This is a genomic window from Parabacteroides sp. APC149_11_2_Y6 (assembly GCF_054506995.1).
In genome coordinates this window covers 2,245,319-2,272,134 of sequence record NZ_CP173709.1, presented here as the reverse complement: position 1 = coordinate 2,272,134, position 26,816 = coordinate 2,245,319, and the positions used below count along the sequence as shown (strand labels likewise).

20 protein-coding genes and 1 pseudogene are annotated in these 26,816 nt (G+C 41.3%); 12 read left to right on the top strand and 9 right to left on the bottom strand.

Annotated features, from left to right (window positions below; all coding sequences use genetic code 11):
• The first annotated feature begins 16 nt into the window (after nucleotides 1-16).
• The 3 genes from mtgA to ACGE0T_RS09210 are packed head-to-tail and all read left to right on the top strand — an operon-like array spanning nucleotide 17 to nucleotide 2,372.
• A complete protein-coding gene (mtgA, locus tag ACGE0T_RS09220) occupies nucleotides 17-823 on the top strand; it encodes a monofunctional biosynthetic peptidoglycan transglycosylase (protein WP_459190169.1) in 807 nt (268 codons plus the stop codon).
• A complete protein-coding gene (gene lipB, locus ACGE0T_RS09215) occupies nucleotides 766-1,434 on the top strand; it encodes a lipoyl(octanoyl) transferase LipB (protein ID WP_459190168.1) in 669 nt (222 codons plus the stop codon). Before mtgA ends, lipB begins: the two co-directional genes overlap by 58 nt.
• Nucleotides 1,434-2,372, top strand: a complete 939-nt coding sequence (locus ACGE0T_RS09210; RefSeq protein WP_459190167.1) for a tRNA-dihydrouridine synthase family protein — start codon at nucleotides 1,434-1,436, stop codon at nucleotides 2,370-2,372. The genes lipB and ACGE0T_RS09210 overlap by 1 nt, the downstream gene beginning before the upstream one ends.
• Here ACGE0T_RS09210 and ACGE0T_RS09205 read toward each other — a convergent pair.
• Nucleotides 2,347-6,819: a translocation/assembly module TamB domain-containing protein gene (locus tag ACGE0T_RS09205; protein WP_459190445.1), complete on the bottom strand. Its 4,473-nt coding sequence runs from the start codon at nucleotides 6,817-6,819 to the stop codon at nucleotides 2,347-2,349. The two genes, ACGE0T_RS09210 and ACGE0T_RS09205, sit on opposite strands and share 26 nt — an antisense overlap.
• A 171-nt stretch (nucleotides 6,820-6,990) precedes the next feature.
• Here ACGE0T_RS09205 and tsaD point away from each other — a divergent pair, with 171 nt between their 5' ends.
• Nucleotides 6,991-8,010, top strand: coding sequence for a tRNA (adenosine(37)-N6)-threonylcarbamoyltransferase complex transferase subunit TsaD (gene tsaD / locus ACGE0T_RS09200; RefSeq protein WP_459190166.1), 1,020 nt, complete (start codon nucleotides 6,991-6,993; stop codon nucleotides 8,008-8,010).
• Nucleotides 8,011-8,019: 9 nt separating this feature from the next.
• On the top strand, nucleotides 8,020-8,493 hold the full coding sequence (locus ACGE0T_RS09195; RefSeq protein ID WP_459190165.1) for a CinA family protein: 474 nt from the start codon (nucleotides 8,020-8,022) through the stop codon (nucleotides 8,491-8,493).
• A 110-nt stretch (nucleotides 8,494-8,603) separates the two neighbouring features.
• On the opposite strand, the pseudogene ACGE0T_RS09190 reads toward ACGE0T_RS09195, so the two are convergent.
• From ACGE0T_RS09190 to ACGE0T_RS09160, 7 genes and pseudogenes are all read right to left on the bottom strand, one after another.
• Nucleotides 8,604-9,695, bottom strand: a pseudogene (locus ACGE0T_RS09190) (SGNH/GDSL hydrolase family protein); the annotation flags it as partial.
• A gap of 153 nt (nucleotides 9,696-9,848) precedes the next feature.
• A complete protein-coding gene (locus ACGE0T_RS09185) occupies nucleotides 9,849-10,733 on the bottom strand; it encodes a fimbrillin family protein (protein WP_459190164.1) in 885 nt (294 codons plus the stop codon).
• Between the two features lie 24 nt (nucleotides 10,734-10,757).
• Nucleotides 10,758-11,681 carry a fimbrillin family protein gene (locus tag ACGE0T_RS09180; protein ID WP_459190163.1) on the bottom strand — a complete coding sequence of 308 codons (924 nt, stop codon included), beginning with the start codon at nucleotides 11,679-11,681 and terminating at the stop codon, nucleotides 10,758-10,760.
• A 57-nt stretch (nucleotides 11,682-11,738) separates the two neighbouring features.
• A complete protein-coding gene (locus ACGE0T_RS09175) occupies nucleotides 11,739-12,620 on the bottom strand; it encodes a FimB/Mfa2 family fimbrial subunit (protein WP_459190162.1) in 882 nt (293 codons plus the stop codon).
• Between the two features lie 13 nt (nucleotides 12,621-12,633).
• The gene (locus tag ACGE0T_RS09170) at nucleotides 12,634-13,725 is read right to left on the bottom strand and encodes a DUF3575 domain-containing protein (RefSeq protein WP_459190161.1); all 1,092 of its coding nucleotides are present in this window, start codon (nucleotides 13,723-13,725) and stop codon (nucleotides 12,634-12,636) included.
• 23 nt (nucleotides 13,726-13,748) lie between these two features.
• Entirely contained in the window at nucleotides 13,749-14,060 is a 312-nt protein-coding gene (locus tag ACGE0T_RS09165; protein ID WP_459190160.1) for a hypothetical protein, read from the bottom strand.
• A gap of 163 nt (nucleotides 14,061-14,223) precedes the next feature.
• Entirely contained in the window at nucleotides 14,224-15,993 is a 1,770-nt protein-coding gene (locus ACGE0T_RS09160; protein ID WP_459190159.1) for a helix-turn-helix domain-containing protein, read from the bottom strand.
• Between the two features lie 161 nt (nucleotides 15,994-16,154).
• Here ACGE0T_RS09160 and ACGE0T_RS09155 point away from each other — a divergent pair, with 161 nt between their 5' ends.
• Both ACGE0T_RS09155 and ACGE0T_RS09150 read left to right on the top strand, forming a co-directional pair.
• Nucleotides 16,155-16,496, top strand: coding sequence for an ISAon1 family transposase N-terminal region protein (locus ACGE0T_RS09155; protein WP_459186777.1), 342 nt, complete (start codon nucleotides 16,155-16,157; stop codon nucleotides 16,494-16,496).
• Nucleotides 16,497-16,518: 22 nt separating this feature from the next.
• Nucleotides 16,519-17,472 carry an ISAon1 family transposase gene (locus ACGE0T_RS09150; protein WP_459186778.1) on the top strand — a complete coding sequence of 318 codons (954 nt, stop codon included), beginning with the start codon at nucleotides 16,519-16,521 and terminating at the stop codon, nucleotides 17,470-17,472.
• A gap of 394 nt (nucleotides 17,473-17,866) precedes the next feature.
• Here the strand turns inward: ACGE0T_RS09150 and ACGE0T_RS09145 are convergent, their stop codons facing one another.
• A complete protein-coding gene (locus tag ACGE0T_RS09145) occupies nucleotides 17,867-19,696 on the bottom strand; it encodes a tetratricopeptide repeat protein (RefSeq protein ID WP_459190158.1) in 1,830 nt (609 codons plus the stop codon).
• A gap of 65 nt (nucleotides 19,697-19,761) precedes the next feature.
• On the opposite strand from ACGE0T_RS09145, the gene ACGE0T_RS09140 reads away from it, so the two are divergent.
• From ACGE0T_RS09140 to ACGE0T_RS09120, 5 genes are all read left to right on the top strand, one after another.
• Nucleotides 19,762-21,750 (top strand): glycoside hydrolase family 97 protein, encoded by a 1,989-nt coding sequence (locus ACGE0T_RS09140; protein WP_459190157.1) that lies wholly within the window; start codon nucleotides 19,762-19,764, stop codon nucleotides 21,748-21,750.
• A gap of 278 nt (nucleotides 21,751-22,028) precedes the next feature.
• Nucleotides 22,029-23,384: a dipeptidase gene (locus ACGE0T_RS09135; RefSeq protein WP_459190156.1), complete on the top strand. Its 1,356-nt coding sequence runs from the start codon at nucleotides 22,029-22,031 to the stop codon at nucleotides 23,382-23,384.
• A 3-nt stretch (nucleotides 23,385-23,387) separates the two neighbouring features.
• Nucleotides 23,388-24,695, top strand: coding sequence for a DEAD/DEAH box helicase (locus tag ACGE0T_RS09130; protein WP_459190155.1), 1,308 nt, complete (start codon nucleotides 23,388-23,390; stop codon nucleotides 24,693-24,695).
• Nucleotides 24,692-25,951 carry an amidohydrolase gene (locus ACGE0T_RS09125; RefSeq protein ID WP_459190154.1) on the top strand — a complete coding sequence of 420 codons (1,260 nt, stop codon included), beginning with the start codon at nucleotides 24,692-24,694 and terminating at the stop codon, nucleotides 25,949-25,951. The genes ACGE0T_RS09130 and ACGE0T_RS09125 overlap by 4 nt, the downstream gene beginning before the upstream one ends.
• Before the next feature lie 6 nt (nucleotides 25,952-25,957).
• Nucleotides 25,958-26,785, top strand: coding sequence for a purine nucleoside phosphorylase I, inosine and guanosine-specific (locus ACGE0T_RS09120; RefSeq protein WP_459190153.1), 828 nt, complete (start codon nucleotides 25,958-25,960; stop codon nucleotides 26,783-26,785).
• Nucleotides 26,786-26,816 lie beyond the last annotated feature (31 nt).

Genomic DNA, 26,816 nt, shown 5'->3' with positions numbered 1-26,816 from the left:
GGAGGCATAAAATAAGATGAAACCTGTACTGAAGAAAACATTGATTTGGGGGAGAAATATTATTCTCTTTCTATTTGCTTCCAGTATACTGGCTGTAGTTGCGTACAAGTTTGTTCCGGTATATTATACACCGCTAATGTTTGTCCGTTTATTCGACCAGTTTCAGGAAGGAAAAACTCTGAAACTGGAACATAAGTGGGTCCCTATATCACAAATAGCTCAACCGTTGGTACAGGCAGTCGTAGCTTCGGAGGATAATCTGTTTTTGGACCATAACGGTTTTGATATAGACCAGATACAGAAAGCCCGGAAAGAAGCGGAGAAGGGAAAACGTGTCAGAGGTGCCAGTACCATTTCACAGCAAACAGCTAAAAATGTTTTTCTCTGGCAGGGAAAAAGTTACTTCCGGAAAGCTTTAGAAGCTTATTTTACCCTTTTAATCGAATGGGTTTGGGGAAAAGAACGTATTATGGAGGTCTACCTGAACTCTATCGAAATGGGAGATGGTATCTATGGAGCGGAAGCTGTAGCTAAGGCTCATTTCAATAAACCGGCTTATAAATTAACCAGTGGGGAAGCTGCTCTGATTGCTGCTTCTTTGCCTAATCCCATCCGGTTTAATTCTGGAAAACCATCACCGTATATGCTGAAGAGACAAGGGAAAATACTCTCCCTGATGGGCAAATTAATTAAAATTGAAATGGGATATGGAGCAGGCAATCCGGACCCGGACTCAGATAATGGTAAAATCAAAAAAAGAAAGAAATGGAGAGCGGATTTGAATACTACGATCTCGGACGTATTGACTATGCCGATGCATTAAAGCAGCAAACTACGGCTTTTGATACTTTGCTTCAAGCGAAGGCTTCCGGAATGCAGGAAATAAACAGACTGTTTTTCTGTGAGCATAATCCGGTACTGACTATTGGCAAGAGCGGTAAAGATTCAAATTTGCTGATACCGGAAGATTTATTACGGCTGAAGGGTGTTTCTTTTTATCATATAAATCGGGGAGGAGATATTACTTATCATGGACCGGGGCAGATTACCGGTTATCCGATTTTCGATATAGAATGCTGGAACTTTGGGTTGAAGCAATATATTCATCAGTTGGAAGAAACGATTATTCGTTTTCTTGCTCTTTATAGCATTAAGGGGGAACGATTGGATGGCGCAACCGGAGTGTGGATCGATCCGCAGGTTCAAGGTAGAGCTCGTAAAGTTTGTGCGATAGGAGTAAAGAGTAGCCGTTTTGTCACCATGCATGGCTTTGCTTTGAATATAAACACGGATTTGAGTTATTTTAACCTGATTAATCCTTGTGGCTTTACAGACAAGGGTGTTACTTCTCTGGAAAAAGAGTTAGGTAGAAAAGTCGATTTCGAGATGGCAAAAGCCCAGCTTCATTCTATTTTTAAAGAAATGTTTCCCTAATGAGTTTACCTGTCCATTTTGCTCCTTTGCAAGGGTATACAGACCAGGTGTACAGGCGTGTTCATGCTAAAGTTTTTGGTGGAATAGATACGTATTATACACCTTTTATACGTTTAGAAAAAGATGGTTTCCGGAACAAAGACTTGAAGGATATTGCTCCGGAAGAAAATGCGGCTGTTCCTGTCGTCCCTCAGTTGATAGCTGCAACACCCGATGAATTCAGGAATATTGCAACTCTTTTTATTGAAAAAGGATATAGACGTGCAGATATTAATTTAGGATGTCCGTTTCCAATGCAGGTACGCCTTCATCGTGGAGCAGGGCTACTTCCCTATAGCGATGAAATCGCTTGTTTACTGGATACAATCTATGAATTTCCCCAATTGGCTTTTTCTTTAAAAATACGTTTAGGATGGGATTGTAATACGGATGCTTTTCGTCTGTTGCCTTTATTAAAGAAATATCCATTGACACATATAACATTACATCCCCGCATAGGTACGCAACAATATAAAGGGAGCGTGGATTTAGATAGTTTTTCTCTCTTTTATGAGACATGTCCTGTGCCGTTGTTCTACAATGGGGACCTTTATTCTTTGATTGATATCTATTCTATAACAGAACGCTTTCCCCGATTGGCAGGACTGATGTCCGGTCGTGGTTTGCTGGCACAACCTTGGTTGGCAATGGAGTATAGTTCCGGTCAAACCCTGTCTGCCGGAGAGAAAAAAGAAAGGCTCCGTGAGTTTCATAGATTATTACAAGACGGATACAATATCCGTCTGGAAGGAGGGGAACACCAGGTCCTATCCAAAATGAAAACGGTATGGGATTATCTGTTGCCGGATGCAGAAAAGAAGCTTCGCAAAAAAGTGGTTAAGAGTTCTTCTTTGCAGGTTTACAATAGGGCTGTTAGTGAGTTGTTGGACTCACTTTAATGCTGTCTGCTTTCTGAGCGGGAACAGTATCTTTGGCAGCCGGTTTTGAAGGTAGTAGCCGGAATGGTCTTTTTCTACGGCGGAATATATCAGATAATGTGGTAAAATCTTTCTTATACATAATACCAACACCCTGGGTCGTTTGGGCTTGTTTCAAGTATTTGTACAGGTCGTTGGCATGATTATAGGCTTTCAGGCGTATATCTCCGCTTCTGGTCAGTTTATATTCCAAATCAAACTCTCCGATAAAAGCATTTTTCTGATTTACATTATTCTTATAACCGAAATTACCATTGAAGAGTAAACGGTTATCGAGCAGTTGACTGGATAATAACATTTCTACTTCCGTATCTTCAATACCATTCTGGCTGGTTCGTATGTTTGTACCGATCTGAACTTTATCGGTAAGGCTGTTTAATATATTGGATATTTGTGAAGATATGGCAGAAGAGGCAACTGCACTGAAATCATTCGAACGATAGGGATTAACCGTATAATCCGGAGTATAGAATTTGTTAAGGACCAAAAGGTATACTATCTGGCGTGTCATCATATCTTCCGTATCCACCAGACTTCTTACCTGTCTTTCCAATTCTTCATTCGAACCTGGGAGTTCCAGATCGAAAGCGATATTAGGAGAACGCAGCATTCCGTCTAACTTCAGCACACAGTTCACCGGAATATTTTTTCTTCCGCTTTCTGTTGCCAAACTTGCATCCAGGTCCTGGATATTTGCTGTCAGGTTATAAATGGCATTCACATTCATACTGGCATTCAGCGGATCGCCACGGAAGCTGATGCTACTGCCATCCCTTATCTTAAAATCTTTTCGAATTAATTGCTGTAAGCTGAAATTATAGGTTCCGTTAACAATACCAACATTTCCATACATGCGCAGGTCACTTTTGGTTCCATATTGAATTTGTAAACTTCCGCTACAGTTTCCAGATATTTTGTCGCCTGCAATGGGATCTATCAATAATGAAATATTGGCTTCGGGAGTGATATCCAGCAAAAAGTTCATCCGGAGTTCTGCTCCTTCGTCTTCTTTATTGCCATTCAGTAACAGAGTCTTTTTAATGGAGTCCCTGCTCATCATTTTAGATTGTTCAGCAAACTCTTTCTGATTAATAAAGGTGATGAAGTCATAGTCGGCAGCAGAAGAATTGTTCATAAAATCAAGATTGATGTTTGTCTTGGAGTCATTCCGCATGTTTACATCCAGGTTTATTACCTGATCATTCCCCTTTATGGAAGCAGTTCCTGTTCCGAACACTGTTCCGAATAAAAGCGGATTGATTTTCTTTGTAACGTCAAATACCAACATATTATGTGTCTGGACATTGACCGCAAAAGTGATATCCCTGAAGTGTTTGTAATTAACTGCCAGGTTTACTTTTCCTGAATTTCCGAATTTGTCATGTACAACCAGATTATGAGCCGTAATCCCTTGCTTGGTAAGATGGAGGGAGTCGGAAAATGTATAATAAGTATTCAAAAATTCTATACCTAATCCACCATCCTGGACAAAAGCATCCCCTTCTACATTCAGGGCACTGAAAGGCCCGTGCAGATGTATGTCGCCGTATCCCCGGCCCTGTATATTTTTTGCTACAGCTCCGACAAAAGGTTGCAGGAATGCTATATTGATATCATTTGCTCCGAAATAAAGGGAGAGTCCAGCATTTTTTCCGACAGGATATACATAACCACTTACATCGGTCCATGTTGTATCATTTTTGTAGATGCTACCCAGCATCATGATCCCTTTTTGAGCATCATCCCATTCGCTGAATAGATTTAGCCGTCCGAGCGGTACTTGATTGAAAGAAAAGTTTTGTATTTCCAAATCCGTGTTTAACATACGGCTTTGATACAAATCTGTTATATGGAAGGTTCCGGTTGCTTTTCCTCCAAATTGGAGAACCGGAATGTTCAATATGTCGAAAATATAGCTTAGTTCTACTTTTTTCAGATCCAGAAGAAGAGTATCAGCCGGATCTTTCGATATAAATCCGTTTAATTGGAGCGATTCGGTTTCATTGGAAACAGAGAAATTGTGAATCCCGACTCTACCCTGAGATACCTTAATGTTTGCCGGGGTGATGTGCCAAAGGGAATCGTTCAGAATCAAAGAACTTTTGTTTAGTGTAATATCTGTACGAAGCACAGAATCCTTTTCAATGCCTTCTTTAGAGAAAATAGCAGATGCAGATAAATCAGCTTTAAACAAGCGTTGTTTATTGTTCGCCCATCCTATCAAGGCATTTATACAGTTGTTTTGTGCATCCACTTTCAGATCCAGATAATTCTTAAGTCCGGAAGGGCTATAATTAGTAGCTTTCAGAGCCAGGTTTGCTTTGCTTTCCAAATTATCGCATGTCAGATATCCGGATTCGAATCTGGATGCCCCGATATTAAATTTAGGTAAGTAAGCCTCGATTCGGAAACGGTCATATTGGTTGTTATAATGCCCGGTTATACGTCCTTGATTCACCATTGTGAAAGGTAAATGAAGGGTAGAGGAGATGGCTTCCGTATTTTCGATAGTCAGCAACATCGTAAAATTATTATCCATAATTTTTTGTTGCTGTTTTTTCTTTTTGGCGTTGATAAGTGCCGGAATATATTTTTCAAATGTGTTCATCAGGCTGGGAGCAATAGTCGTAAAAGAATATGCACCGGCTATGTCGCCATTTATAATATCGGAAGTAATGGTAAGGCGGCGATCCTGTGAATGTCCGGTAGCATTAATGAGAAGCTGTTTTAGGAAGAAGCTGTGCGGAGCAGTGATAAAAGAAAGACTGTCCAAACGGATATTACCCTCCAGATTATCGATATTGTTACCGGTGAAATCAGCATTTAGTGAGAATGAAATATCCGGTTCCTGATATTTATCGGTGAGATTGAGACTATCCGGGCGGAAATGTTCCAATCGGGAGGTGAAATTGAACTCGGAATTTTTTCCCTGTGTATTAAATAACCCTTCAGCATATAGCTTTCCGTTCGGGTCATTCACCTGGACAGTTCCGTTAAAACTATTCTTTTTAAAGTTTCCGGATAATTTTATGTCTTTGTATTTGTACTTTTTAAATTCAATATCATTGATATTTGCATTTATATTTCCTGAAAAAGAACCTCCTGTTTGTTTCCGTGCATCAATACTTACATCCAATTGGGCAGTTCCATACGGATTTCCTTCGTCAAACAGTTCGTTAATATGCAAGACGGATGTAGATAAATGTCCTTTCAGGTAGGCAGCTATGCCTTTATCTTTATTTTTTCCGAATATCAAGTCTGTTTGTATGGAACCAATGGCAGAAGAAAATTTACCGAAAGCAACCAGGTTGTCAAAGAACCCGGATATTTCGCCTGTGAAGTTTACTGTACCCAGTTTTACAATAGGTGCAGGCAGGATTACCGGTTTTTCACTAAAGTTATTAGCCAGGCCTGAAATACCTTCTGTCGTGATATACATCTTATTTACCTGTCCGAATAGATAGGCACTGCTCGGGTGAGTAATGTTTTTCATATCCATTTTTCCGATAAATAGCATTTTATCACTGTATTTAAGTATCAGTTGGGACAGTTTGATGTTATTGATATTGCCGGAAACCGCAGCTGATAATTCAATCGTATCATTGAAATTCTGAAAAGCCGGAACAAATGCGGATAAATCTTTCAGGCATATTTGCGAAGGGGCGATATCCAATATAATCGGTGCATGTTCCAGCAAATCGGCTACATCCTTTGTTTCCTTCATATTGATGCTTGCCTGTTTTATTTTCAAATCTGTTTCCGGTAAGCGGACTTCAAATTTATTAATAACTGCACTGTCCCTGTTACCTATAAGATTAAGAGATAATTTGTTCAGAGAGAACCCGGAAGTTTCATCCAGACTCAGCTTCCTTATATCGGCATTCAGGCTATCTTTATTGAAAGCTTTTATTGATATTTTTGCACTTAAATTCTTGACATCAATATGTTTACCGTTAAATTTCCCCGGAGTCTGTTTCTCGCTTTCTATATCAAAACGGAAGTTGCCTCTTCTTATCAGGATGGAATTAAAACGTAAGTCTATATTGGGTTTTTGCTTGGTGGTATCTTTACTGGCAAAGGCATCCAGAACGAATTGCAGGTTTAATTTGCTGTCTGGCGTTTTTTTGTTCAGGTTGACAGAAAAGCCAAACAGACGGACAGTTGAAAATACAATCTTACCATCTATCAAGGGTAATAATTCGAAGCCGGCAGCAATACGGTTTGCTTCAAATAGTGTTTTGCCTTCCTGATCTTCCAGATACAAATTCTCCAGCACCAAATGGTTAAACCACTCGATGTCGACATTCCCCACTTTTACCGGTACCCCCAGATAGTCTGTAAGTTCTTTAGTAGCAACATCTGCGACCTTTTGCTGTATGTATGGGATTTGCAGCAAAACAAATGGAATTGCATAAAAGATCCACAGTAGAGTAAGCAGAGTAACTATTATGTATTTTAATCCTTTGATATCTTTACTATATTTAAGCACAAAACTACAACAATATCCCGATAGATTTCGTTAATTTGCACAAAAATTCAGATGTCCGGAACAGGCATTTGCATAAAAACAAATAAAGATATGAGTGTAACAATATTAGGAATTGAATCATCTTGCGATGATACATCTTCTTCCGTGATACGCGATGGCGTGATGCTATCGAATGTGATTGCCAGCCAGGCTGTCCATGAAGCATATGGAGGGGTGGTCCCGGAGCTTGCATCCCGTGCACACCAACAGAACATTATACCGGTTGTAGCAGAAGCGATCAAGCGTGCAGGTATCGATAAATCTGAATTAAGTGCTGTTGCATTTACCCGTGGTCCGGGTTTAATGGGGTCATTATTGGTAGGAACCTCTTTCGCAAAAGGATTGGCTACATCATTAGATATTCCGATGATTGAAATCAATCATTTACAGGCGCATGTGCTGGCACATTTTATTAAGGAAACTCCCGAAGATGATCATGCACCTTCATTTCCATTTCTTTGCCTGTTGGTATCCGGAGGGAACTCCCAGATAATAAAAGTAAATGCATATAATGATATGGAAGTAATCGGGCAGACTATAGATGATGCCGCTGGTGAAGCTTTCGATAAATGTGCGAAAGTAATGGGACTGGGATATCCTGGCGGACCGGTTGTAAACCGTTTGGCAAATGAGGGAAATCCGAAAGCCTTTGTCTTCAGTAAGCCGCATATTCCCGGCTACGATTATAGTTTCAGTGGATTAAAGACCTCTTTCCTGTATACTTTACGTGACAAATTGAAGGAAGATCCCGATTTCATCGAAAAAAATAAACAGGATCTGTGTGCCTCACTACAGGCAACCGTAATCGATATTCTGATGAATAAGCTCCGTAAAGCAGCCAAAGACCTGAACATTAAAGAAGTGGCTGTGGCTGGTGGTGTTTCTGCCAATTCCGGTCTTCGGGACGCATTTCTGGATCATGCAAAACGCTATGGCTGGAAAGTCCATATCCCTAAATTCTCATTCACTACGGATAATGCGGCAATGGTTGCTATTACCGGTTATTATAAATATCTGGATAAAGATTTCTGTCCAATGGATGCAACTCCATTTTCAAGAGTCGTAATCTGATACCCCCCCATGACAGGTATAGGTATACAGGTAGGTGATATTTTACGTTCCCGGCATTTGATACTGGGAACAGCTGAGAGTTGTACGGGAGGACGTATAGCCAATATTATCACGCAAGTCCCGGGAAGTTCGGATTATTTTGCCGGAGGTGTTGTTTCTTATAGCAATGAAGTCAAGCATAATGTATTAGGTGTTTCAGAAGAAAGCCTTGTTCAATATGGGGCTGTGAGCCAACCTGTGGTAGAGCAAATGGCATTGGGTGCAATACGGATACTTGGGTGTAATTGCTCTGTAGCGACTTCAGGAATTGCCGGACCGGGTGGGGGGACAACGGGTAAACCGGTGGGTACGGTATGGATTGCTGCCGCTCTGAATGAGAAGGTTGTTTCCTCTTGTTTTCATTTTGGTACGGAACGAAGTGAAAATATTGAAAAGGCGGCTCATGCTGCATTGGAAATGTTATTGCGGTTAATAGAAAAGTAATATTGCTAAGCCATATTAATCCCCTTATTTTATCATCTTTTGAGGACTAAAATAAGGGGATTTTTTTGATCTCTTTAGTGACTAATTTATATCCTTTCACGTTAGCGCATGGGAATATGCAGGATTTCCCGGACCTTTTTTTCTACAGTTGTTGCTTGTTGCTGCATACCAAGGTCGGAGGGATGTACATAATCGACCCAGGCATCCGGAGATAAATTTAATTCTTCATGGGATAGATAATATAAATCTTTTATGCCTTCAGCCTGTAAAGTGCCGAATGCATCCCGGGAACCTTTATTCAATCGTGTATATGTTTCATAAAAACCGGAATCTGTCAAAGCATTACTATATCCGGCATGTTCCACCAGTAAGATAGGAGCAGCATGTTTTTCCCGTAATTGTTTAACTGCTGCGATAATAAGCTCTTTTGCTTCAGCCTCCGTTTTATTCGTTAAGTTTGGAAGGCAGTCTAAAATAAAAAGGCAAGCATCCGGTTCGCCTATAAAATTCAGAACCTCTTTTTCAAGTCGTCCGTTTCCCGAAAATCCCAGGTTTATAACCGGAAAATCCAGTGAACGTTGCAAAATGTTACTCCATGCCATTGCCGGACGGGAGGCACAGGCGCCTTGTGCAATTGATGTTCCGTACAATACAATAGGTTTTTTTGCTGATTTAGGAATGAATTTAAGCTCGCAATCTTCAGGAATACCTATTTCCATCCATTTCACACTATTGTACAGCGGAAGATAAACCCGATATTCAAATTCATGGCTATGATATGTTTCTTTGTTCAAATTGCCATAAGCATATTGAATCGTATCGTTAAAAGAATAATTTCCAAAACAGAACTGCCATTCGCCATCACTATTCATACGGTACATATCAATACCGGAGACTCCGGTAGAAGGCATATGCGGCATATTAAACGGGCCAGTTACGGCATAACGTATTTTTATTTCGGGAGCATTACTATAAAAGCAGATGGCAAGTCCGGCCGAATTACGGGATAAATACCATACTGCATCCCGGACTTTTTCTTTAGCCCGGTCAGGAAGCCGTACATAAGTTTTCCCTATTTCATCGGTGAATCCCTGATTTTGTATTACAGGAAAACCGGTATCCATGGGATTATACCATTTCAGTTGAGCTTTCGATGAAACAAACAGGCAGCAACAGAAAAGTAAGCAAACAAGTTTTCTCATAAATTGTAATTTAATGTTGAATATTCATCCTTGGTTATACAAAGATAAAAAATATGCAATTCATTTATTCCCAACTCGTATTAATATAGTTTTTTTTCAGAAGAGACAGATGGGGCACAAGGGAGGCGATGGCCAGGCCTGTCCGGTACATTGTTACAAGATAGGAACCAGAGTAATCTCAAAAGGTTTCACTTGTCCGGCTTCCAGCTTTATTTCTTCTGTCGTACGGTAAATCCATTGCTTCTCCCCGTCCTTAAATCGGAACAATTCCGTCCCGGCAGCTATCGTCTGCGGGATAATAAACGCCCGGTAGGTGTAGCGTGTCGCATAATCCGCATCGCCGGGCTGCTCCAGACGGGATAGTTCCAAAGGCTTTATGATGTCATAACCCTTTACCGTTCCCGTTTCCACATATAAACTGAAGTCGATGTCACACCCATGGAGCTCGGTGATAATCTGGTCGTTTCCTCCCTTCACCGACAGTTCTATACATGCCTGTAACGGAGAAAATTCGAGGGTTACCGGTTCGGAGGTATTACGAACTCCCGTCGTTTTGGCATAAAGAAAATGCATGAATTTGGAATCTTCCAAACTTGTTAAACTAATCTGTACGTCAGAAAAATTGAAGAACTCTCCAATATATGGAAAATAGGCAATGAAACTCAGCGTTCCATCTTTCGGGTAATATGTGCAAGTATCCGGCAGGGTATATATCCAACGTCCGCCTTTATATGTCATCTTCATGTTTTGTGCAAGGTTTCTGTTAATGTTGCTATAGCCCTTCTTATCGTCTATGATCATGACACCTACTTCGTCACCCTCCTGCCATGTATTGGTATAGCGTCCATCCGTACTTACGGCTACGCGCGTATCGATTGCCCCGTTGTCTGGTGTAGCATAAGCCATTTCGAAACGTATCTTTTGCGGGGGAATTGTGTGCTCCGATTCTGTTCCCGGCATATCGTCCTTGCTGCATGAGGCAAACAGGACAAGGGATGTTACCGCGGGAATTAATGCATAAATTATTATTCGTAACATAATTCTTTTATTTTTAGGTGATTGTTATTTGGCATTACCGCTTATTGTAGTGCCTACCGTCCAACTGTTGATGTTTCCGGTAACCTCTATCACATATTTTGCCACGGTGATATCATACGTATATATATTACCGGGTTTCAATTCTGCTATCTGCTTATACATACTCCACGTATAGTCTTCGCCTTGGTCGGTGGTGAACGTCACTGTATGCGTCGCGTCGAGAGGACCGAGGGGGAGCAGGATGGCTTCGTAAACGGAACCGGCGGTTACGGTGCATGCTTCAAAGGTTTTCGCGCTGTCCATACCGGTAAGCCCGCCCGAACCTTTGAGGTCGAAGCTGGCGGTGGTATTCATGCCGTTGATGGTCACCTTGACAATCTCACCCGGTACATTTGGGTCTTTCGTTACTTTCATTCTCAACTTCGTCAGTTGATGGTCAAAAGCCAAATCCACGGATGTGTTGTTCCTGCCATCCTCTTTGCTGTATCCCGTACCCTGCTTGTCGGCTATCGCCCACATCAAGTCGATGTCTGTCTGCGATGTCTGATTGGATACATCTACCGGATAAACAAAGCCGGACACCGTTTCTCTATAAGGATGGTAAGCTATGAAATCCACTTTTTCCGTTTCATCCAGAGGATAGTAAATAGCCTGTACTACAGAGGCGAATGAGGTCGATATCCCGGTTCCCAAAGCTGTATATTTTATATTCTCCGCGTTTTCCAACACGTCGTCCGTCCCGTGTTTCACCATGAAGATTCCCACAGGATCACCTTCTTCCCAAACACTTTTATTCTGCGGGTCTATGGTTACACATGTTTGTGTAGCTGTAGTACCCGAAGTAAAACGAACTGTGCCATCATTGTTTATGGGTATATTATCCTTCTCGCATGATACGATAACCGCGCATACGACGATTAATGTTGCTGGTAAAACAAACTTTTTCACACTCATCTTTTTTATATTGATATTTTTTAATGGGCAACTATTTGCTTGGTTTCATATTTATTCTGCCGTTCCGCTACCCGAAACGGATATCCAATCGTTGATGGTGGCGTTAAACCCCGTCTCAGTAGGTGTTTCTACGACTTTGCCGCCCAGGATGAGCGGTGTTCGCTTGTCCGTGTTGAATGCTGCAAGTTCCGTGGTGAGGTCGCTGTCAAGATGCACAGGAGAGGGGTGGTTGTCCGGGAACCGGATCAGGACGCTCAGTTTCTGTTGCGTACCCGCAGTGCCGAGCAAACGTACTGTTGCCGACCATTTTCCGGCATTTGCGCCTTCGGTGATTTTTGAGAATTGCAGCACTACGTTCATGGGCGTGTCGTGGGTGTCGTTGTCGATGTCCAGCGTTCCGGCTGCTCCTGACAGGTAACCTTCGATACGTTCTATCTTGCCGACCGTTTCCCCCATAGGCTCAATAATGAGCGTCAACTGCCGTACTCGCTGCTGCATCATAGCGGTCAGCGTGTATTCCGTATCTTTCTCTATCGTGGTATCTATCGCCGAGGTGAACAGCCAGCCCGGAGTGTTATGAATGAATTTGCCTGCATCGTCCATGTTGCCTGAAGCCCCGGCAACGGTTGCCACGGTGCCGCTCACGGTAATGTGCTCCGGCATGTTGTAGATATGGGCACGATACGCCCCCGGTTCAAAGAGATAGTCCAACGTGTTGGAAGTACCCGATACCACTGCCGAGTAGTTGCCCATCCCAACCGTGTAGCTTGCCGGAATGTCTATCCCGGCAGTGCGGTTTGTCCAGTCCATCGTTAGCGTTACCTTCCCATGGTTGGGATGCGGCGTGTTGTAGATTGGGTCTTTCACGTCGCAACCAGCGAGGGAGATTGCTGCAAAAACGGACAAGATTTTTAAAAGTGTATTCGTTCTCATCTTTTGATAGTTTCTATTTTCTGTTATTTCCGATAGTCCATATCAGGTTGACTCCTGCCTGTGTCGGTCCCCAGAGGTTCTTTATCTTGCTTGCTTCCTTATATACACGCATGCCATCAGTCATGCCGAAACTGTCGTATTCGGAACGGCTATAGCCCAGGCCGAGATTAAAGTCAATGGAGAAGTTGTGGAACAGACAAAGCTGGTAGCCCACGGTTAATCCTGCATTCCACAGCTTGCCCTGATAGCCGGTATCTTTTGAAACGATACCGCCCAACATATATTTATATATGTTATACTCTCCGTTGCTGCCCGATACTCCCACGTAGAAACGTTTATCGCGCAGCAGATACCGGCGTACTTCGGGGTTGATGAACCATACTTTCTGCACTTTGCCATGACTGCCGCTCCACCATGCAAGGTTACCATCCAGTTTGATGCCGATATTCTCATTTAAGCGCCACTCCACGCCCAGTGTTGGCAGCAGGAAGGCATCATACAGCACATTTGTGCGGATGGCAAACCGATAAGGCTGTTCCGTTTCCCGGATGCGTTGCTCCGATACAGAGGCAGGATGTTGTTCCACTGTGATTTCCGTTTTTTGCTCTACAATTACTTGTTTCTGTTGGGCTTCTTCCCGTTCTACTTCTTCTTCATCTTTGGCGGGCGTCGTCTCCGACGTAGCCTTAGCCGAAGGGATACGGAGCGTCACTACCACCAAGTCTTTATTACCATGATACGCACGCGCGTAATTGGCGGTGATGAAATCGGCTTCTTTCAGCCCTTTCTGCTGAATCAACTCCGACTTCACGCGGTTGGCACGTATAAATGCCGTGTTCAGGTTCTCTTTCGCAGTCGGCAGCGAGGCGCAATAGCCATCTACATAAACGGGTATTCTACTTGCCGTAATCTCCGCCTTACGAGAGTCAATCAGTACATAAAGCCGTTCCAGTTCCGCTTCATTGCCTTTGAGGATAAACATTTCCTCGCCCGGAAGAAAGCGGAAAATGATTACTTTTTCTTGTACCTCTTGCGCAGAAGCTGATACTTCGGATAATATAATCATAAGAAGCAGAGCCAGTAGTTTTTCTTGTAATTGTTTCATAAGGTTCATTTGCTATATGTACATTAAATGAAATAGGTTATCTCTATCCGCGATATCTGTTTCTTACAGTTAGTCGTACAGCCATCGTTTTTTCCCCCTGCAATGGAAGATTTAACTACTTCCGATAGTTTTGTTTTCATCACTTTTTCCATCATTTCTTTTTCTATGCGTGTTCGCTCCAATTGCCGGGTTAAGCAATCTTGTTCGTGGATGCCCTTCGCTATGTAGCGGTTACATTTCCGTTCCACTTTCCGACAATGCAGAAAAACGAATGTCACAATTGCCAGTGAGCAAAAGACAAGCCCTAAAGCAATTATTAAAATGTAGTCGTCCATAACTTTATTTTTTATTGTGCAAAGTATGTGAAATACGGGCTGAAAACTATTGCATTTTGTCCCAAGTTTGTGGCGTTTTGTCCTTTTCTGCTGTTTTCTCAGGCTTTCGGACATAAAAAAAAGCATGGTGAATCCGTACTTTTGAGTTTTAGAATAGTATTTCTTATTTTTCTTGGTGCATTGACATTTTCCGGTACTCTGTCGGGCTAATGCCATATTGTTTTCGGAACAGGCGATAAAAAGTGCTTGGTATATTAAAACCGCAACTGAAAGCTATCGCCTCAATCGTAAGTTCGGGATGACCGCCGAGCTTACGACGTGCCTCTTCCATTTTCAGAGTACGCATATACTCCATGGGAGATTTTCCAGTAACGGCTTTGACGGCATCTGTCAATGTGTTCTTATTGGTGGCAAGTGCGGAGATTATATCATCGCGGTTAATGTCAGTATTTGACAGGTTATCATTGGAGAGCAGATACTCCTGCAATCGAATAACCAGATTCTGCTGTTCGCCGGAAGGTGCAAATAGTTCCGTAGCTCCGGCTGTTTTGCCGGAATCCTCGCCTAAGGATTCCGATTGGCGGGTATTCTCCAATCGGGATAATTCATCCGCTAATCGGTCTTGTTCTTTAATTCGTTCATACAACTTACGATTCTTGAGGGCGATAATCCGATTGTAATAGAAAGCGCCTGCCAGAAGCAAAGCGAGAACCAGGCAAATGGTAAGAGCAAAAAGAAGGTAATGGAAATTACGTTCTTTTTCGGCAATATGTTTTTCCACTTCATATTGGGTACGTAATTCATCGAACCGGGCATTGACCTCCACGTTTTTTATAGTATCATTGGTAGCTATGAACTGATCCAACAGGTCTAACGCTTCGTCAACACGTCCCATCCGGGCAAGTATCTCCATCTTTATTTTTCTGGTATTATTGAGGCCGAAGTCCGACTCATCAACCCCGACCGTTGCACTGTCTATTACAGCAAGTGCTCTGCGGTAGTCTCCGCGTGACTGAAAAATCAGTGCCTTTGCACGCGCCAACTCATACTTGGAAATATTGTTATTGACAATATTTTCCAATTTGGAGAGATATTCCCCGGCTTTGTCGTAGTCTTTCGTATCTATGTATGTATTCATCAATGCTACATAGAGATTTCCCCGCGCTTCGGGCTGTGTTCTTCCGGATGATTTCTCGAATCGCGCAATCGCTTTTTCATAGTCAGGCACAAGTTGCAATAGTTTATCATATTGTGCCTGTGCCCGGAGAGCAGTACATAAGAACGCATAGGATTGTGTCAGGATATTGTCGTATCCCGAAACTTCCCATAATAAGCCGGTACACTCTCTGAAACATTCTTCTTCCTCTTTCCATCTATTCTGAACATTATAAGTGATTCCGGTAGCATAGAGCGCCAATGCCATCCCTGCCTTATCCTCCCGCTTCCTGGCACGGTCGAACATGAGTTCCGCCGCTTCGGCTGCTTGTTTATAATCCCCTTTCAGATTATAGGCAGTGATCAGCTGCATATTGATCTGATAATAGAATTTCCACAGTTCGTGCCGGATATAAAAGTCAAGATAGCCGGGCGCTTTTTGAATGATTTCGTCATACTCCTCCCGGTTTATGTGAGATATGATGGTATTTCCATACACCATTCCCTGCATTTCTACGTTTCCCTGCTTTATGGCTTCGGCTTCAACCTGACTGAACAACATCAGCAGTGTATCCATTTTTTGGTCGTCGCCAACTTCCGACATATATAAATAGTACAATCTGTTGTATGATTTCAGTTTATCAATACCTTCGGAGTGTTCAATCACTTGCCGTAAAGAGTCTTTTTGATGTTGTAGGTTATTTTGTGCTAAAACAGGTAAGGCAAGGTTTAAAAGGCTCTCCCATAAAATAGCTATTAGATAAGTTTTATATTTCATATTTGTTGTAGCGTTGATATGGATTTGGAATTCATAGATTCCAAATGTACTGAAATTTATGGATTGTCAGAAAGTTTTTGCAAGAAATTTAAATATACCACAAGTGATATGGGATCACCCCGAAAAGTTGTGGGGTAAAAAAAAGATAGTAGTTTTGCTTTATGGAAACAGGCTACGAACTATTATTACCCGAAGGTCTACTGACCTATTTTGATGTAACCCATGCCGAGCGCACATCTACAGCCATATTAATCTATTTAGATGAAAAGGATTTATCAGAAATGGAGCGTAAAGATAAACATCTTCAGTCTAAAGGTTTTTATCCCCCCACCTCCATTCATGACTTCCCACTTCGAGGTAAAAGTTTAATCCTTCATGTGCGTCGGCGTCGTTGGGTGGATATGGATACAGGTAATCCTTTTATGCGTGATTGGGAAGTAGTATCAAAAGGCACCCGCTTAACAGAGGAGTTTGCCTCTTTTTTAAAAGGAACACCTGGATAATACCCCTGTTAATTGTAGCACATTGGCTAAGTTCTATGGGCTAAATGGTCAGCGGTTAGAGGAATGGTACCGTTTACATTTATCTGGTTTTTATGAATGGGAAGACCGTGAACATGCCGACAAATGGTTATTGTTTGAGAAAAACATGGGTTCTTTTCTAAGTATAGATGAAACCTCTTTGAGCGACAATGAGCTTTATACCATTCTGACTAATAAAGAAGCCAAGGGACGCAAAGGATCAATTGTAGCAATAATCAAGGGAACTAAAGCGGAAGAAGTTATAGAGGTACTGTTAAGAATAAAAGACAGGTTACGTTGTAAAGTAAAGGAAGTCACTTTAGATATGGCTGCCAATATGGGCTTAACAGTACGTCGCTGTTTTCCGAAAGCAGCACAGGTAACAGATCGTTTTCATGTGCAAAAACTCGCCTGTGATGCTCTGCAGGATATGAGGATAGCTCTTCGTTGGCAAGCTATCGAAGAGGAAAATAAAGAGTTCGCATTGGCCAAAGAAAGTAAGGAGCCCTATGTGGCATTGATTCTTGAAAATGGAGACACTCACCGTCAACTCTTGATAAGAAGCCGTTATTTGTTGTTCAAGAATGAAGATAAGTGGACACCAAGGCAAAGACAAAGAGCAGAAATATTATTTCACTATCATCCTTCTTTAGAAGTTGCCTATAAGCTGACTATGCAGTTAAAGAGTATCTATCAAACAACCAAAGATAAAAAAATGGCTCTTACGCGCTTAGCTCGCTGGTATAATGCTATTGAAGAATCCGGATTTGAGCATTTTGGAACAGTTATGCGCTCTGTACAGGCACATTATAGAACTATCTTAAACTTCTTTGACCGTAGAGCAACAAATGCTTCGGCTGAATCCTTCAATGCTAAGATCAAAGCTTTTAGATCGGTTCTTAGAGGTGTTAACAATATCCCTTATTTCTTATTTAGACTCAAAAATATTTATGCGTAGTTCCACAACTTTTCGGGGTGATCCGTGATATGCACCATTACAGGGGCTTATTCCCGGTTTTCCTAAAAAAAGAACCCCGGAATTCCGGGGTTCTCTAAGCTGTTCTTGTTTCTCACGAAGCTATCAGCCTGCTAAACTTGATAAAATTGTTATTCATTGGCATTCTTTTTAATAGTGTACCTATGATAAAAAGAATTAGTATTCAGGTATAGATAAGAGCCGTTTTATATCTCGACTTCGTTTATGTCACAAAAGTAATAGATGTTTTAAATCCAGATAAGAAAAACTCTATTATCTTCGCGACAAGCAGTTGTTGATTATCAATTAGTTAGCAGGCGTATTGTAGGACAATAGCTTAATAGGAAGTTTTTGTAATGAATTGGTTTATAGTTATTTAATCTCCTTTTGTGAGAAATGCAAGTAAATCGACATTTTCACCGCTTATTCCCAGTCTCAGGCGTACTCTTTGCCTGCGTTTGTTTACAGAATCCGGCATAATATGCAATAAAATAGCTTCACTATTCGTATCAAGACCGAAAACAGATAGATAACAATAGCGTAATTCCGAACCACTGACCCCTGCATCGATCAATTTTAGCTCCAATGCAGGATAGATTTCATTCACTTTGGTTATGATTAGTTTCCAGTCTTTTTCGGAAAGGGGGGACTTGTCTGCACCAGCTATCACTTTACTTGATAGCTTCATTACTTTTTTAGCAATGGAAGAAGACATTAATAACTCTCGTTGGTGAGTATAAATCTTATTTTTAAGACTATCCAGTTCCTGATTCTTTTGATTATATAGTTCTTCCAATATCTGTCTGGACCCTATACGGGAAATAAATATTTCATTCTCCGATAACTTGGAAGATAAATCATTCAACTCATCCTGCTTTATCTTTAAACTATCCTGTAATCCGGATAATACGACATTTTTCCTATCGATGTCCATACGTTGGTTATATATCTTCTTATTACTCCGGTTTAGTTTCATTTGGTAAATCAGGAATATACAAAGACCAATAAATACAGAAAGCAACAGTAAAATGAAAAAACGTTGTTTCTCAACATGCAAATTGACATTTTCCAAAGATATTTTCAGAAAATCGTATTGTTTCTCAACTTTATGCAGGTTCATCTCGTCATGTGAAATATGGATAGAATCTGCAACCGCATGATATTTTTCCAGATATTGCAATGCTCTATCCACTCTTCCTTCCGCTTTTTCAACCTTGTAAAAATTGTAAAGGATATCTGGTGGTATGGTATTGTCTCCTATAATTTGTTTTACGGCTCTCAGGCAATCGTGTGCCTCGGCAAATTGTTTTTCTTCTACATAAATTTCAATAAGTTCCGAATAAGCGGGAATATCTTTGGACTTGGACAGGTCTATCGCTTCCTGCAGGTATTTTTTTGCGGAACTGTTCTCCCTAAGCCTGCTATACATGGCACCTAAACTGTATGCAATAGCAGCCCTGTCGGTGGAATCACCTTTTAAAGATATTATTCTACTTGCTTCCTGCAAATATGGTTTAGCTGTCAGACTTGAATCTGCTAAAATATACATATGTGCCATATCCCTTAATGCGAAAGCGTAGTTGTATTCATTTTTTGCAATCTTATAATATTCTGCAGCTTCTTTGTACTTATTTTTTGCTAATAGATACTGTTCGTCCAATGCATACAAGTTTCCGATATAATTATAGATATTTCCAACTTCATCATAATCTTCTGCATCTATAGCTGTTTTTAATGCTGCCAAGTAAGCACGCATAGCCTTTTCATACTCTTTATCTTCGACATAAGAGCGACCTAAATACAGACCGATCCGGGCTTGTTCTTTCACGTTTCCTTGTGACTGGTAATAACTTTGAGCTCTGGATAATTGTTGTACATAAGGCATTTCGGTATATAATATATCTGCTACTTTACCATATAACATACACCAACGCGCCAGCAACTCATCATTTAGATTATCCGGAATAAGAATACTATCCAATAATAGGTAAGCACTATCTGGATTTGTATCCATCAGTATTTCCGCACGGTCTATTAAGTTTTTGGCTTCCTGCTCATTCCTGCATTCGGTTAAAGATATTATTAATAGAAGCAAAAGAAGATACATTAGTTTCATTTCTAATTGTAAATTAGGGTTATGACGCGAAGATACTGAAAAGGTCTGTAAAATAAAAGATTCGTTCCAGGTAAACATGATTCTTATCATATATGCCCTTTTATATAAATTCTGTATATTTGCCATGTTTAGTTTAACTTTAAAATCATGAAACCATGAAAGTAAAGACTTTTCTTGTATGCCTGTTCTTGGGCAGTTTACCTATGATGGCGCAAAAAAGCTATCTTTTGCAATCACCGGACGGAAAATTAAAAGCTACAGTTTCTGTAGGTGATGATGTTCAATTTTCATTAAACCATGAAGGAACGGAAGTACTGGCTCCTTCACCAATTTCGATGACTTTGCAAGAAGGAAAGGTGTTGGGGGAAACGCCTAAAGTATTGAAAGTCGTGAAAGCTTCCGTTAAAAAAGAAATTCCTTCTCCTGTTTACAAAAAGTCCGTAGTTTCGGATATTTACAATGAGATGCGAATTTCATTTAAAGGGAATTATGGGCTGGATTTCCGATTGTATGATGACGGGCTTGCTTATCGTTTTGTAACCCAAATGAAGAATGGTATTGTAGTAGCGGATGAAAAAGCAGAATATAACTTTTCTTCCGATCATAAAACATTTGCACCCTATGTGAACAGTAAGGCTGAGACATTTGAGAAACAATACAGTAACTCTTTCGAGCAGCTTTATGTAAATGAAGCTATCACCCGATTAAACAGTAAAAGGCTACTTATTCTCCCTTTGCTTGTAGAATTGAATGATGGAAAGAAGCTATGTATTACAGAATCCGATCTGGAGGATTATCCGGGGATGTTCCTGAATAATTTGACAGACAAACCTTCTTTTAAAGCGGTTCATGCCCCTTATCCTAAAACAGAAGTGCAAGGCGGGCATAATCAGTTGCAAATGCTGGTAACTGAGCGGGAAAACTATATTGCAAAAACAAAAGGAAACCGTACTTTCCCGTGGCGTATATTTGTTGTTTCTGAGAATGACAAGGAATTGGCAAACAATGATATGGTATACCGTTTGGCTTCACCATCCCGCGTTCCGGATGTCTCATGGATTAAACCGGGTAAAGTGGCATGGGACTGGTGGAACGACTGGAATATCTATGGAGTTGATTTCCGTGCCGGTATTAATAATGATACTTATAAATATTATATAGATTTTGCGTCCGAGCATGGTATTGAATATGTAATTCTTGATGAAGGATGGGCTGTTAATCTGGCTGCCGATTTGATGCAGGTTATTCCGGAAATTAATATTCCGGAACTGGTAGAATATGGCAAAGCACGAAATGTAGGTATTATTTTGTGGGCGGGTTATCATGCTTTTGACCGTGATATGGAAAAGGTGGTAAAACATTATGCTGATATGGGAGTTAAAGGATTTAAAGTTGACTTTATGGACCGCGACGACCAGAAGATAATGGATTTTCTATATAAAGGAGCAGAAATATGTGCCAAGCATAAAATGATGGTCGATTATCATGGAATTTGTAAGCCTACCGGTTTGGCACGTACTTATCCGAATGTGGTTAATTACGAAGGTGTATATGGTCTGGAAAACATGAAGTGGGCTCCCGAGACTACAGATTTGGTGACTTATGACGTTACAATACCTTTTATCCGTATGGTTGCAGGCCCGATGGATTATACACAAGGTGCGATGCGTAATGCTATCCGCAAGAATTATCATCCTGTCTATACCGAACCGATGAGTCAAGGAACTCGTTGCCGCCAGTTAGCTACTTATGTAATCTTTGAATCTCCACTCAATATGATGTGCGATAATCCATCTAATTATGCAAGGGAAAAAGAATGTACCGGTTTTATTTCAGCGATTCCTACTGTATGGAATAAGACTATTGCTTTGAACGGAAAAGTTTCCGAATATATTGCAATGGCGCGTCAACATGGGGATAACTGGTATGTCGGTGCATTGACCAACTGGACTCCACGCGAAATGGAACTGGATCTTTCTTTCTTAGGCTCCGGAGATTATAAAATGGAACTATTTAAAGATGGTATTAATGCAGACCGTGCTGCATGTGATTATAAAAAAGAAGTGATTCCTGTCCCTGCCAATCGTAAGCTAACCATCAAAATGGCTCCCGGCGGAGGGTTTGCTGCACGTATTTATAAATAAGAACTATAATTTCCAATAAATTCTTACGAGCCCATCTGACTTTTTATTGTTAGATGGGCTTTTTCGTTCCTTCTATTTATCTTGTAGCTTTATTCATTCATAGTTATGGTTTTCCTAATTCATAGTTATGATTTTGGAAAACCATAACTATGAATCGGAAAAGGGGCTATTTTATATTTTGCCTGCAGGAGGAAGCTCTTGTTCCTTCTGTTTATTATTTTGCCTTCCCGTTTTTAATTTGTATACTTGTGGCTAAATAATTTTAAACAAACAGACCTATGTCAGTAAAAGCGTATATTGAATCGAACAAAGAACGTTTTATTGAAGAATTATTTTCTTTGATACGTATTCCTTCCGTAAGTGCCAAACAAGAACATAAACCGGATATGGCAACTTGTGCCCAACGATGGACAGAGTTATTATTGTCATCCGGTGCCGATAAGGCTGTAGTTATGCCGACAGAGGGAAATCCTGTGGTATATGGTGAAAAAATAATATCTCCGGACGCTCCGACAGTCCTTGTTTATGCCCATTATGACGTAATGCCTCCCGAGCCTCTGGAACTTTGGAAAAGCCAGCCTTTCGAACCTGAAATTCGCGACGGGCGTATCTGGGCGCGTGGCGCCGATGATGACAAGGGACAAGCCATGATGCAGGTAAAAGGCTTTGAAACAGCTATTAAACACGATTTATTAAAGTGTAATGTAAAGTTTATTTTTGAAGGAGAAGAGGAGATAGGTTCTCCCAGCCTTGAAGCCTTTTGCCGTACCCATAAAGAATTATTGAAAGCAGATATAATTCTTGTTTCCGATACCAGTATGGTAAGTGCGGAAACACCTTCGTTAACAACCGGCTTACGTGGGCTTGCTTATTGGGAAATAGAAGTGACCGGCCCGAACAGGGACTTGCATTCCGGACATTTTGGCGGGGCAGTAGCCAATCCGATAAATGTACTCTGTAAATTGATTGCCGATGTAATCGATGCCGACGGGCGCATCACGATTCCTGGTTTTTATGACGATGTGGAAAACGTTTCTCCGGCCGAACGTGAAATGATTACCCAAATACCTTTCGACGAAGCAAAATATAAGGCAGCTATAGGTGTGGATGAATTGGCTGGTGAGAAAGGTTACTCCACTCTCGAGCGGAACAGTTGCCGTCCCTCTTTCGATGTTTGCGGAATCTGGGGCGGATATATAGAAGAAGGTAGTAAAACGGTTTTACCGTCTAAAGCATACGCCAAAGTTTCCTGCCGTTTGGTACCTCATCAGAACCATTCGAAAATATCCCGTTTGTTTGAAGAATATATGATGCGCGTAGCACCTGCTTCCGTTAAAGTAAAGGTGACTCCTAAACATGGGGGAGAAGGATATGTTTGTCCGATAGATATGCCGGCTTACAAAGCTGCGGAAGAAGCAGTCGGTGTTGCATTTGGGAAGAAGCCCTTAGCTGTTCGCCGTGGCGGAAGTATTCCTATTATTTCGACTTTCGAACAAGTTTTAGGCATAAAAACCGTGTTGATGGGTTTCGGGCTTGAACAAAATGCCATCCATTCGCCCAATGAAAGTTGTACGCTCGATTTCTTCTATAAAGGAATAGAATCGGTTGCCGAATTTTACAGACGCTTCAGTTGATATATGAATAATGAAATAATAGCTCGTGCTCTTGCCAATACCGGTATTGAAGCACTGAATGAGATGCAGCAGGCTGTACTTGCTGCTGGGACTTCGAAAGACATGGTTTTACTGAGTCCGACAGGTTCCGGCAAGACGTTGGCATTCCTGCTGCCACTTCTTACGACCTTAACGGGTGAAGATAAAAAGATACAAGCTCTTATAATTGCTCCATCAAGAGAACTGGCTTTACAGATAGAGACTGTATTCCGTTCGTTAGGGGCAGGGTATAAGGTTAGTTGCTGCTATGGAGGTCATCCGCTTCGTACGGAAAAGAAGAATCTGGAACACCCGCCTACGATATTGATAGGAACTCCCGGACGTATTGTGGACCATATGGAACGAAACACTGTCAATCTCGATACTGTTCGGACATTGATTATGGATGAGTTTGACAAATCCCTTGAACTTGGTTTCCTGAAAGAGATAAAGGAGATACTTTCGCATTTACCGGGAGTACGCCGCAGGGTACTGACATCAGCAACGGAAGCAGTTGAGATACCTTCGTTTACAGGGATAACTTCTCCGGTGCGTCTTTCTTTCCTGAAAGAGGTAAAAGAACCGAAAGGATTGACTGTACGGATTGTGAAATCTCCGGTAAAAGATAAGTTGGAAACGCTTTATAAATTGCTGGGAGAACTGAAAGGAACTTCAGCCCTGATATTTTGTAATTATCGTGAAACGGTGGAAAGAGTAAGCAATTATCTAACTGAAATGAAGGTTGATAATGAATGTTTCCATGGCGGAATGGAACAGCCGGAGCGTGAACGTGTCTTGTCTTACTTCCGGAATGGCAGTGCTACCGTATTTATATCGACAGACCTTGCCTCCCGTGGATTGGATATTCCGGAAGTACAGAATGTAATTCACTATCATCTTCCAGTAAGTGAAGAGGCTTATATCCACCGGAATGGACGTACGGCACGTATGAATGGAACGGGAAATGCTTATTTGATACTGAACGATACAGAAACCATACCGGAATATATACAGCGTGAGCCGGAAGAATTTTTTTTGCCTGAAACAGCAAAAGAACCTTTGCGTTCCGAATGGATTACACTGACTATCAACCGGGGCAAACGGGATAAGCTGAGTAAGAAAGATGTTGTAGGTTTTCTGTTTCAAAAGGGAGAACTGGAGAAAGATGATTTAGGTATAGTGGAAGTAAAGGAGAGTTGCTCTTTTGCGGCAGTGAAACGAGATAAATTACCCGGATTACTGAAACGTATACGTGATGAGAAAATAAAAAATATGAAGGCTAAGTTCTTATGAGCATATTGATAAAAGAAGTCCTTTTAGATGGGGCGGTTTCCGATATTTATATAAAAGATAATCGGATTACACAGATAGGAACCGGTTTGAATATACCGGCGGACCAGAAAATCGAAGGAAAAGGGAAAGCGGCTATCCCCGGTTTTGTAAATGCACATACGCATGCGGCAATGACTTTGTTTCGCGGTTTTGGGGATGATATGCCGTTGATGCCCTGGTTGGAAGAAAAAATCTGGCCAAATGAAGCTAAACTGACTTATGAAGATATTTATTGGGGTGCGAAATTAGCTTGCCTTGAAATGATAAAGAGCGGGACTACCACATTCTTCGATATGTATCATAAGTTCCATGCCACTGCTGAAGCGGTGGAAGAAATGGGATTGCGCGGATTGATTGCAGGGGTTTGCTTTGACCATTTCGTGCCCGAACAAACAGAAAAAAATAAGCAATATAACCTGAAGTTGATGACGGAGACGGACAGGTATAGTTCCCGGATACAATATGCAATGGGTCCTCATGCCATTTATACTGTCTCCGGAAAGTTGCTTCAATGGGCACATAATATTTCTGCAGAACGGAATATTCCGGTTCATTTGCATCTGGCGGAAACAGAAACAGAAGTACATAACAGTCTGAAAAATTTCGGGATGACTCCCGTTCGTTATCTGAACAGTTTAGGGGTTTTATCTCCCCGTTTGATTCTTGCCCATGCCCTGTATGTGGATGATGAAGAGATACAAATGCTTGCCGACCATGATGTAAAAGTTGTGCATAATCCGGCATCCAATATGAAACTGGCATCCGGAGGACGTTTTAAATTCTGTGAAATGAAGGATGCAGGTATCCGGGTTGCTTTGGGAACCGACGGATGTTCGTCTTCCAATAATCTGGATATGGTGGAAACTATGAAGTTGGCCTCTCTGTTGGGAAAAGTGTGGAGAAAAAATCCGGAAGTGATGCCGGCGAATACCATTTTCCATGCTGCAACAGAGGAAGGTGCAAATGCCATCGGCCTGAATGCCGGACGGATTGCAGAAGGATATCTGGCAGATCTTTCTTTAGTTAATCTCCATACTCCGGCATTTACTCCTAATCACAACTTTATTTCCAATCTTGTTTATGCCGCTAATGGCAGTTGCATAGACACAGTTATCTGTGATGGGAAAATTCTTATGAAGGGACAGAAAGTACCGGGCGAGGATGAAATTATGGAAAAAACAGCCGAAATTGCTTATAATTTAATACAACGAAAATAAGAAAAGATGGACACAAATGAAATGAATAAGAGATACCGGAAAGCTGCCGATTATCTGAATACCCGTATTTCTGGACAGCCGGAAACAGCGATTATTCTGGGAAGTGGTCTGGGGTCGTTGGCCGATAAGATTGAAGATACTACAATTATTCCTTATAGTGAGATTCCTCACTTTATGCATTCTACTGCCATTGGTCATAAAGGCAACCTGATTTATGGCAAATTGGGAGGGAAGCAGGTACTTGCCATGCAGGGACGTTTCCATTATTATGAAGGGTATTCCATGCAGGAAGTTACTTTCCCGGTGCGTGTGATGAAATTGCTGGGAATTAAAAATCTGTTGGTCTCTAATGCGGCAGGTGGAATTAATAACACTTTTAAGGTTGGCGACCTGATGATTATACGCGACCATATCAATATGATGCCTAATCCGCTGATAGGTTCGAATAATGATTCGTTTGGCGTCCGTTTCCCGGATATGACAAGGGCATACGACAGGGAATTTATCCGTTGTGTCGAGGAGATAGCGAATAAATATAACATCCCATTGAAAAAAGGTGTTTATGTAGGCCTTACGGGACCATCTTTCGAGACGCCTTCCGAATATGCTTTTTATGGCAGGGTGGGAGGCGATGCTATTGGTATGAGTACGGTTCCAGAGGTGATAGTGGCGCGTCATGCCGGTTTGCGTGTATTCGGAATGTCTGTCATAACAAATGAAGGATACCATTTTGCTGATGATTTTGTAAATGATGGGGAGGATGTAATTGTTGCTGCAAACCGGGCTGCCTCTATTATGAGTCTTCTTTTTAGCGAATTGATAGCCAAAATGTAAATTTTATAAATAATATCAAGTTTCTGGTTTA

Coding starts and splice junctions, on each gene's coding strand:
- mtgA (WP_459190169.1), top strand. CDS start 17: ATGAAACCTGTACTGAAGAAAACATTGATTTGGGGGAGAAATATTATT.
- lipB (WP_459190168.1), top strand. CDS start 766: ATGGAGAGCGGATTTGAATACTACGATCTCGGACGTATTGACTATGCC.
- ACGE0T_RS09210 (WP_459190167.1), top strand. CDS start 1,434: ATGAGTTTACCTGTCCATTTTGCTCCTTTGCAAGGGTATACAGACCAG.
- tsaD (WP_459190166.1), top strand. CDS start 6,991: ATGAGTGTAACAATATTAGGAATTGAATCATCTTGCGATGATACATCT.
- ACGE0T_RS09195 (WP_459190165.1), top strand. CDS start 8,020: ATGACAGGTATAGGTATACAGGTAGGTGATATTTTACGTTCCCGGCAT.
- ACGE0T_RS09185 (WP_459190164.1), bottom strand. CDS start 10,733: ATGTTACGAATAATAATTTATGCATTAATTCCCGCGGTAACATCCCTT.
- ACGE0T_RS09175 (WP_459190162.1), bottom strand. CDS start 12,620: ATGAGAACGAATACACTTTTAAAAATCTTGTCCGTTTTTGCAGCAATC.
- ACGE0T_RS09170 (WP_459190161.1), bottom strand. CDS start 13,725: ATGAAACAATTACAAGAAAAACTACTGGCTCTGCTTCTTATGATTATA.
- ACGE0T_RS09165 (WP_459190160.1), bottom strand. CDS start 14,060: ATGGACGACTACATTTTAATAATTGCTTTAGGGCTTGTCTTTTGCTCA.
- ACGE0T_RS09160 (WP_459190159.1), bottom strand. CDS start 15,993: ATGAAATATAAAACTTATCTAATAGCTATTTTATGGGAGAGCCTTTTA.
- ACGE0T_RS09155 (WP_459186777.1), top strand. CDS start 16,155: ATGGAAACAGGCTACGAACTATTATTACCCGAAGGTCTACTGACCTAT.
- ACGE0T_RS09145 (WP_459190158.1), bottom strand. CDS start 19,696: ATGATAAGAATCATGTTTACCTGGAACGAATCTTTTATTTTACAGACC.
- ACGE0T_RS09140 (WP_459190157.1), top strand. CDS start 19,762: ATGAAAGTAAAGACTTTTCTTGTATGCCTGTTCTTGGGCAGTTTACCT.
- ACGE0T_RS09135 (WP_459190156.1), top strand. CDS start 22,029: ATGTCAGTAAAAGCGTATATTGAATCGAACAAAGAACGTTTTATTGAA.
- ACGE0T_RS09130 (WP_459190155.1), top strand. CDS start 23,388: ATGAATAATGAAATAATAGCTCGTGCTCTTGCCAATACCGGTATTGAA.
- ACGE0T_RS09125 (WP_459190154.1), top strand. CDS start 24,692: ATGAGCATATTGATAAAAGAAGTCCTTTTAGATGGGGCGGTTTCCGAT.
- ACGE0T_RS09120 (WP_459190153.1), top strand. CDS start 25,958: ATGGACACAAATGAAATGAATAAGAGATACCGGAAAGCTGCCGATTAT.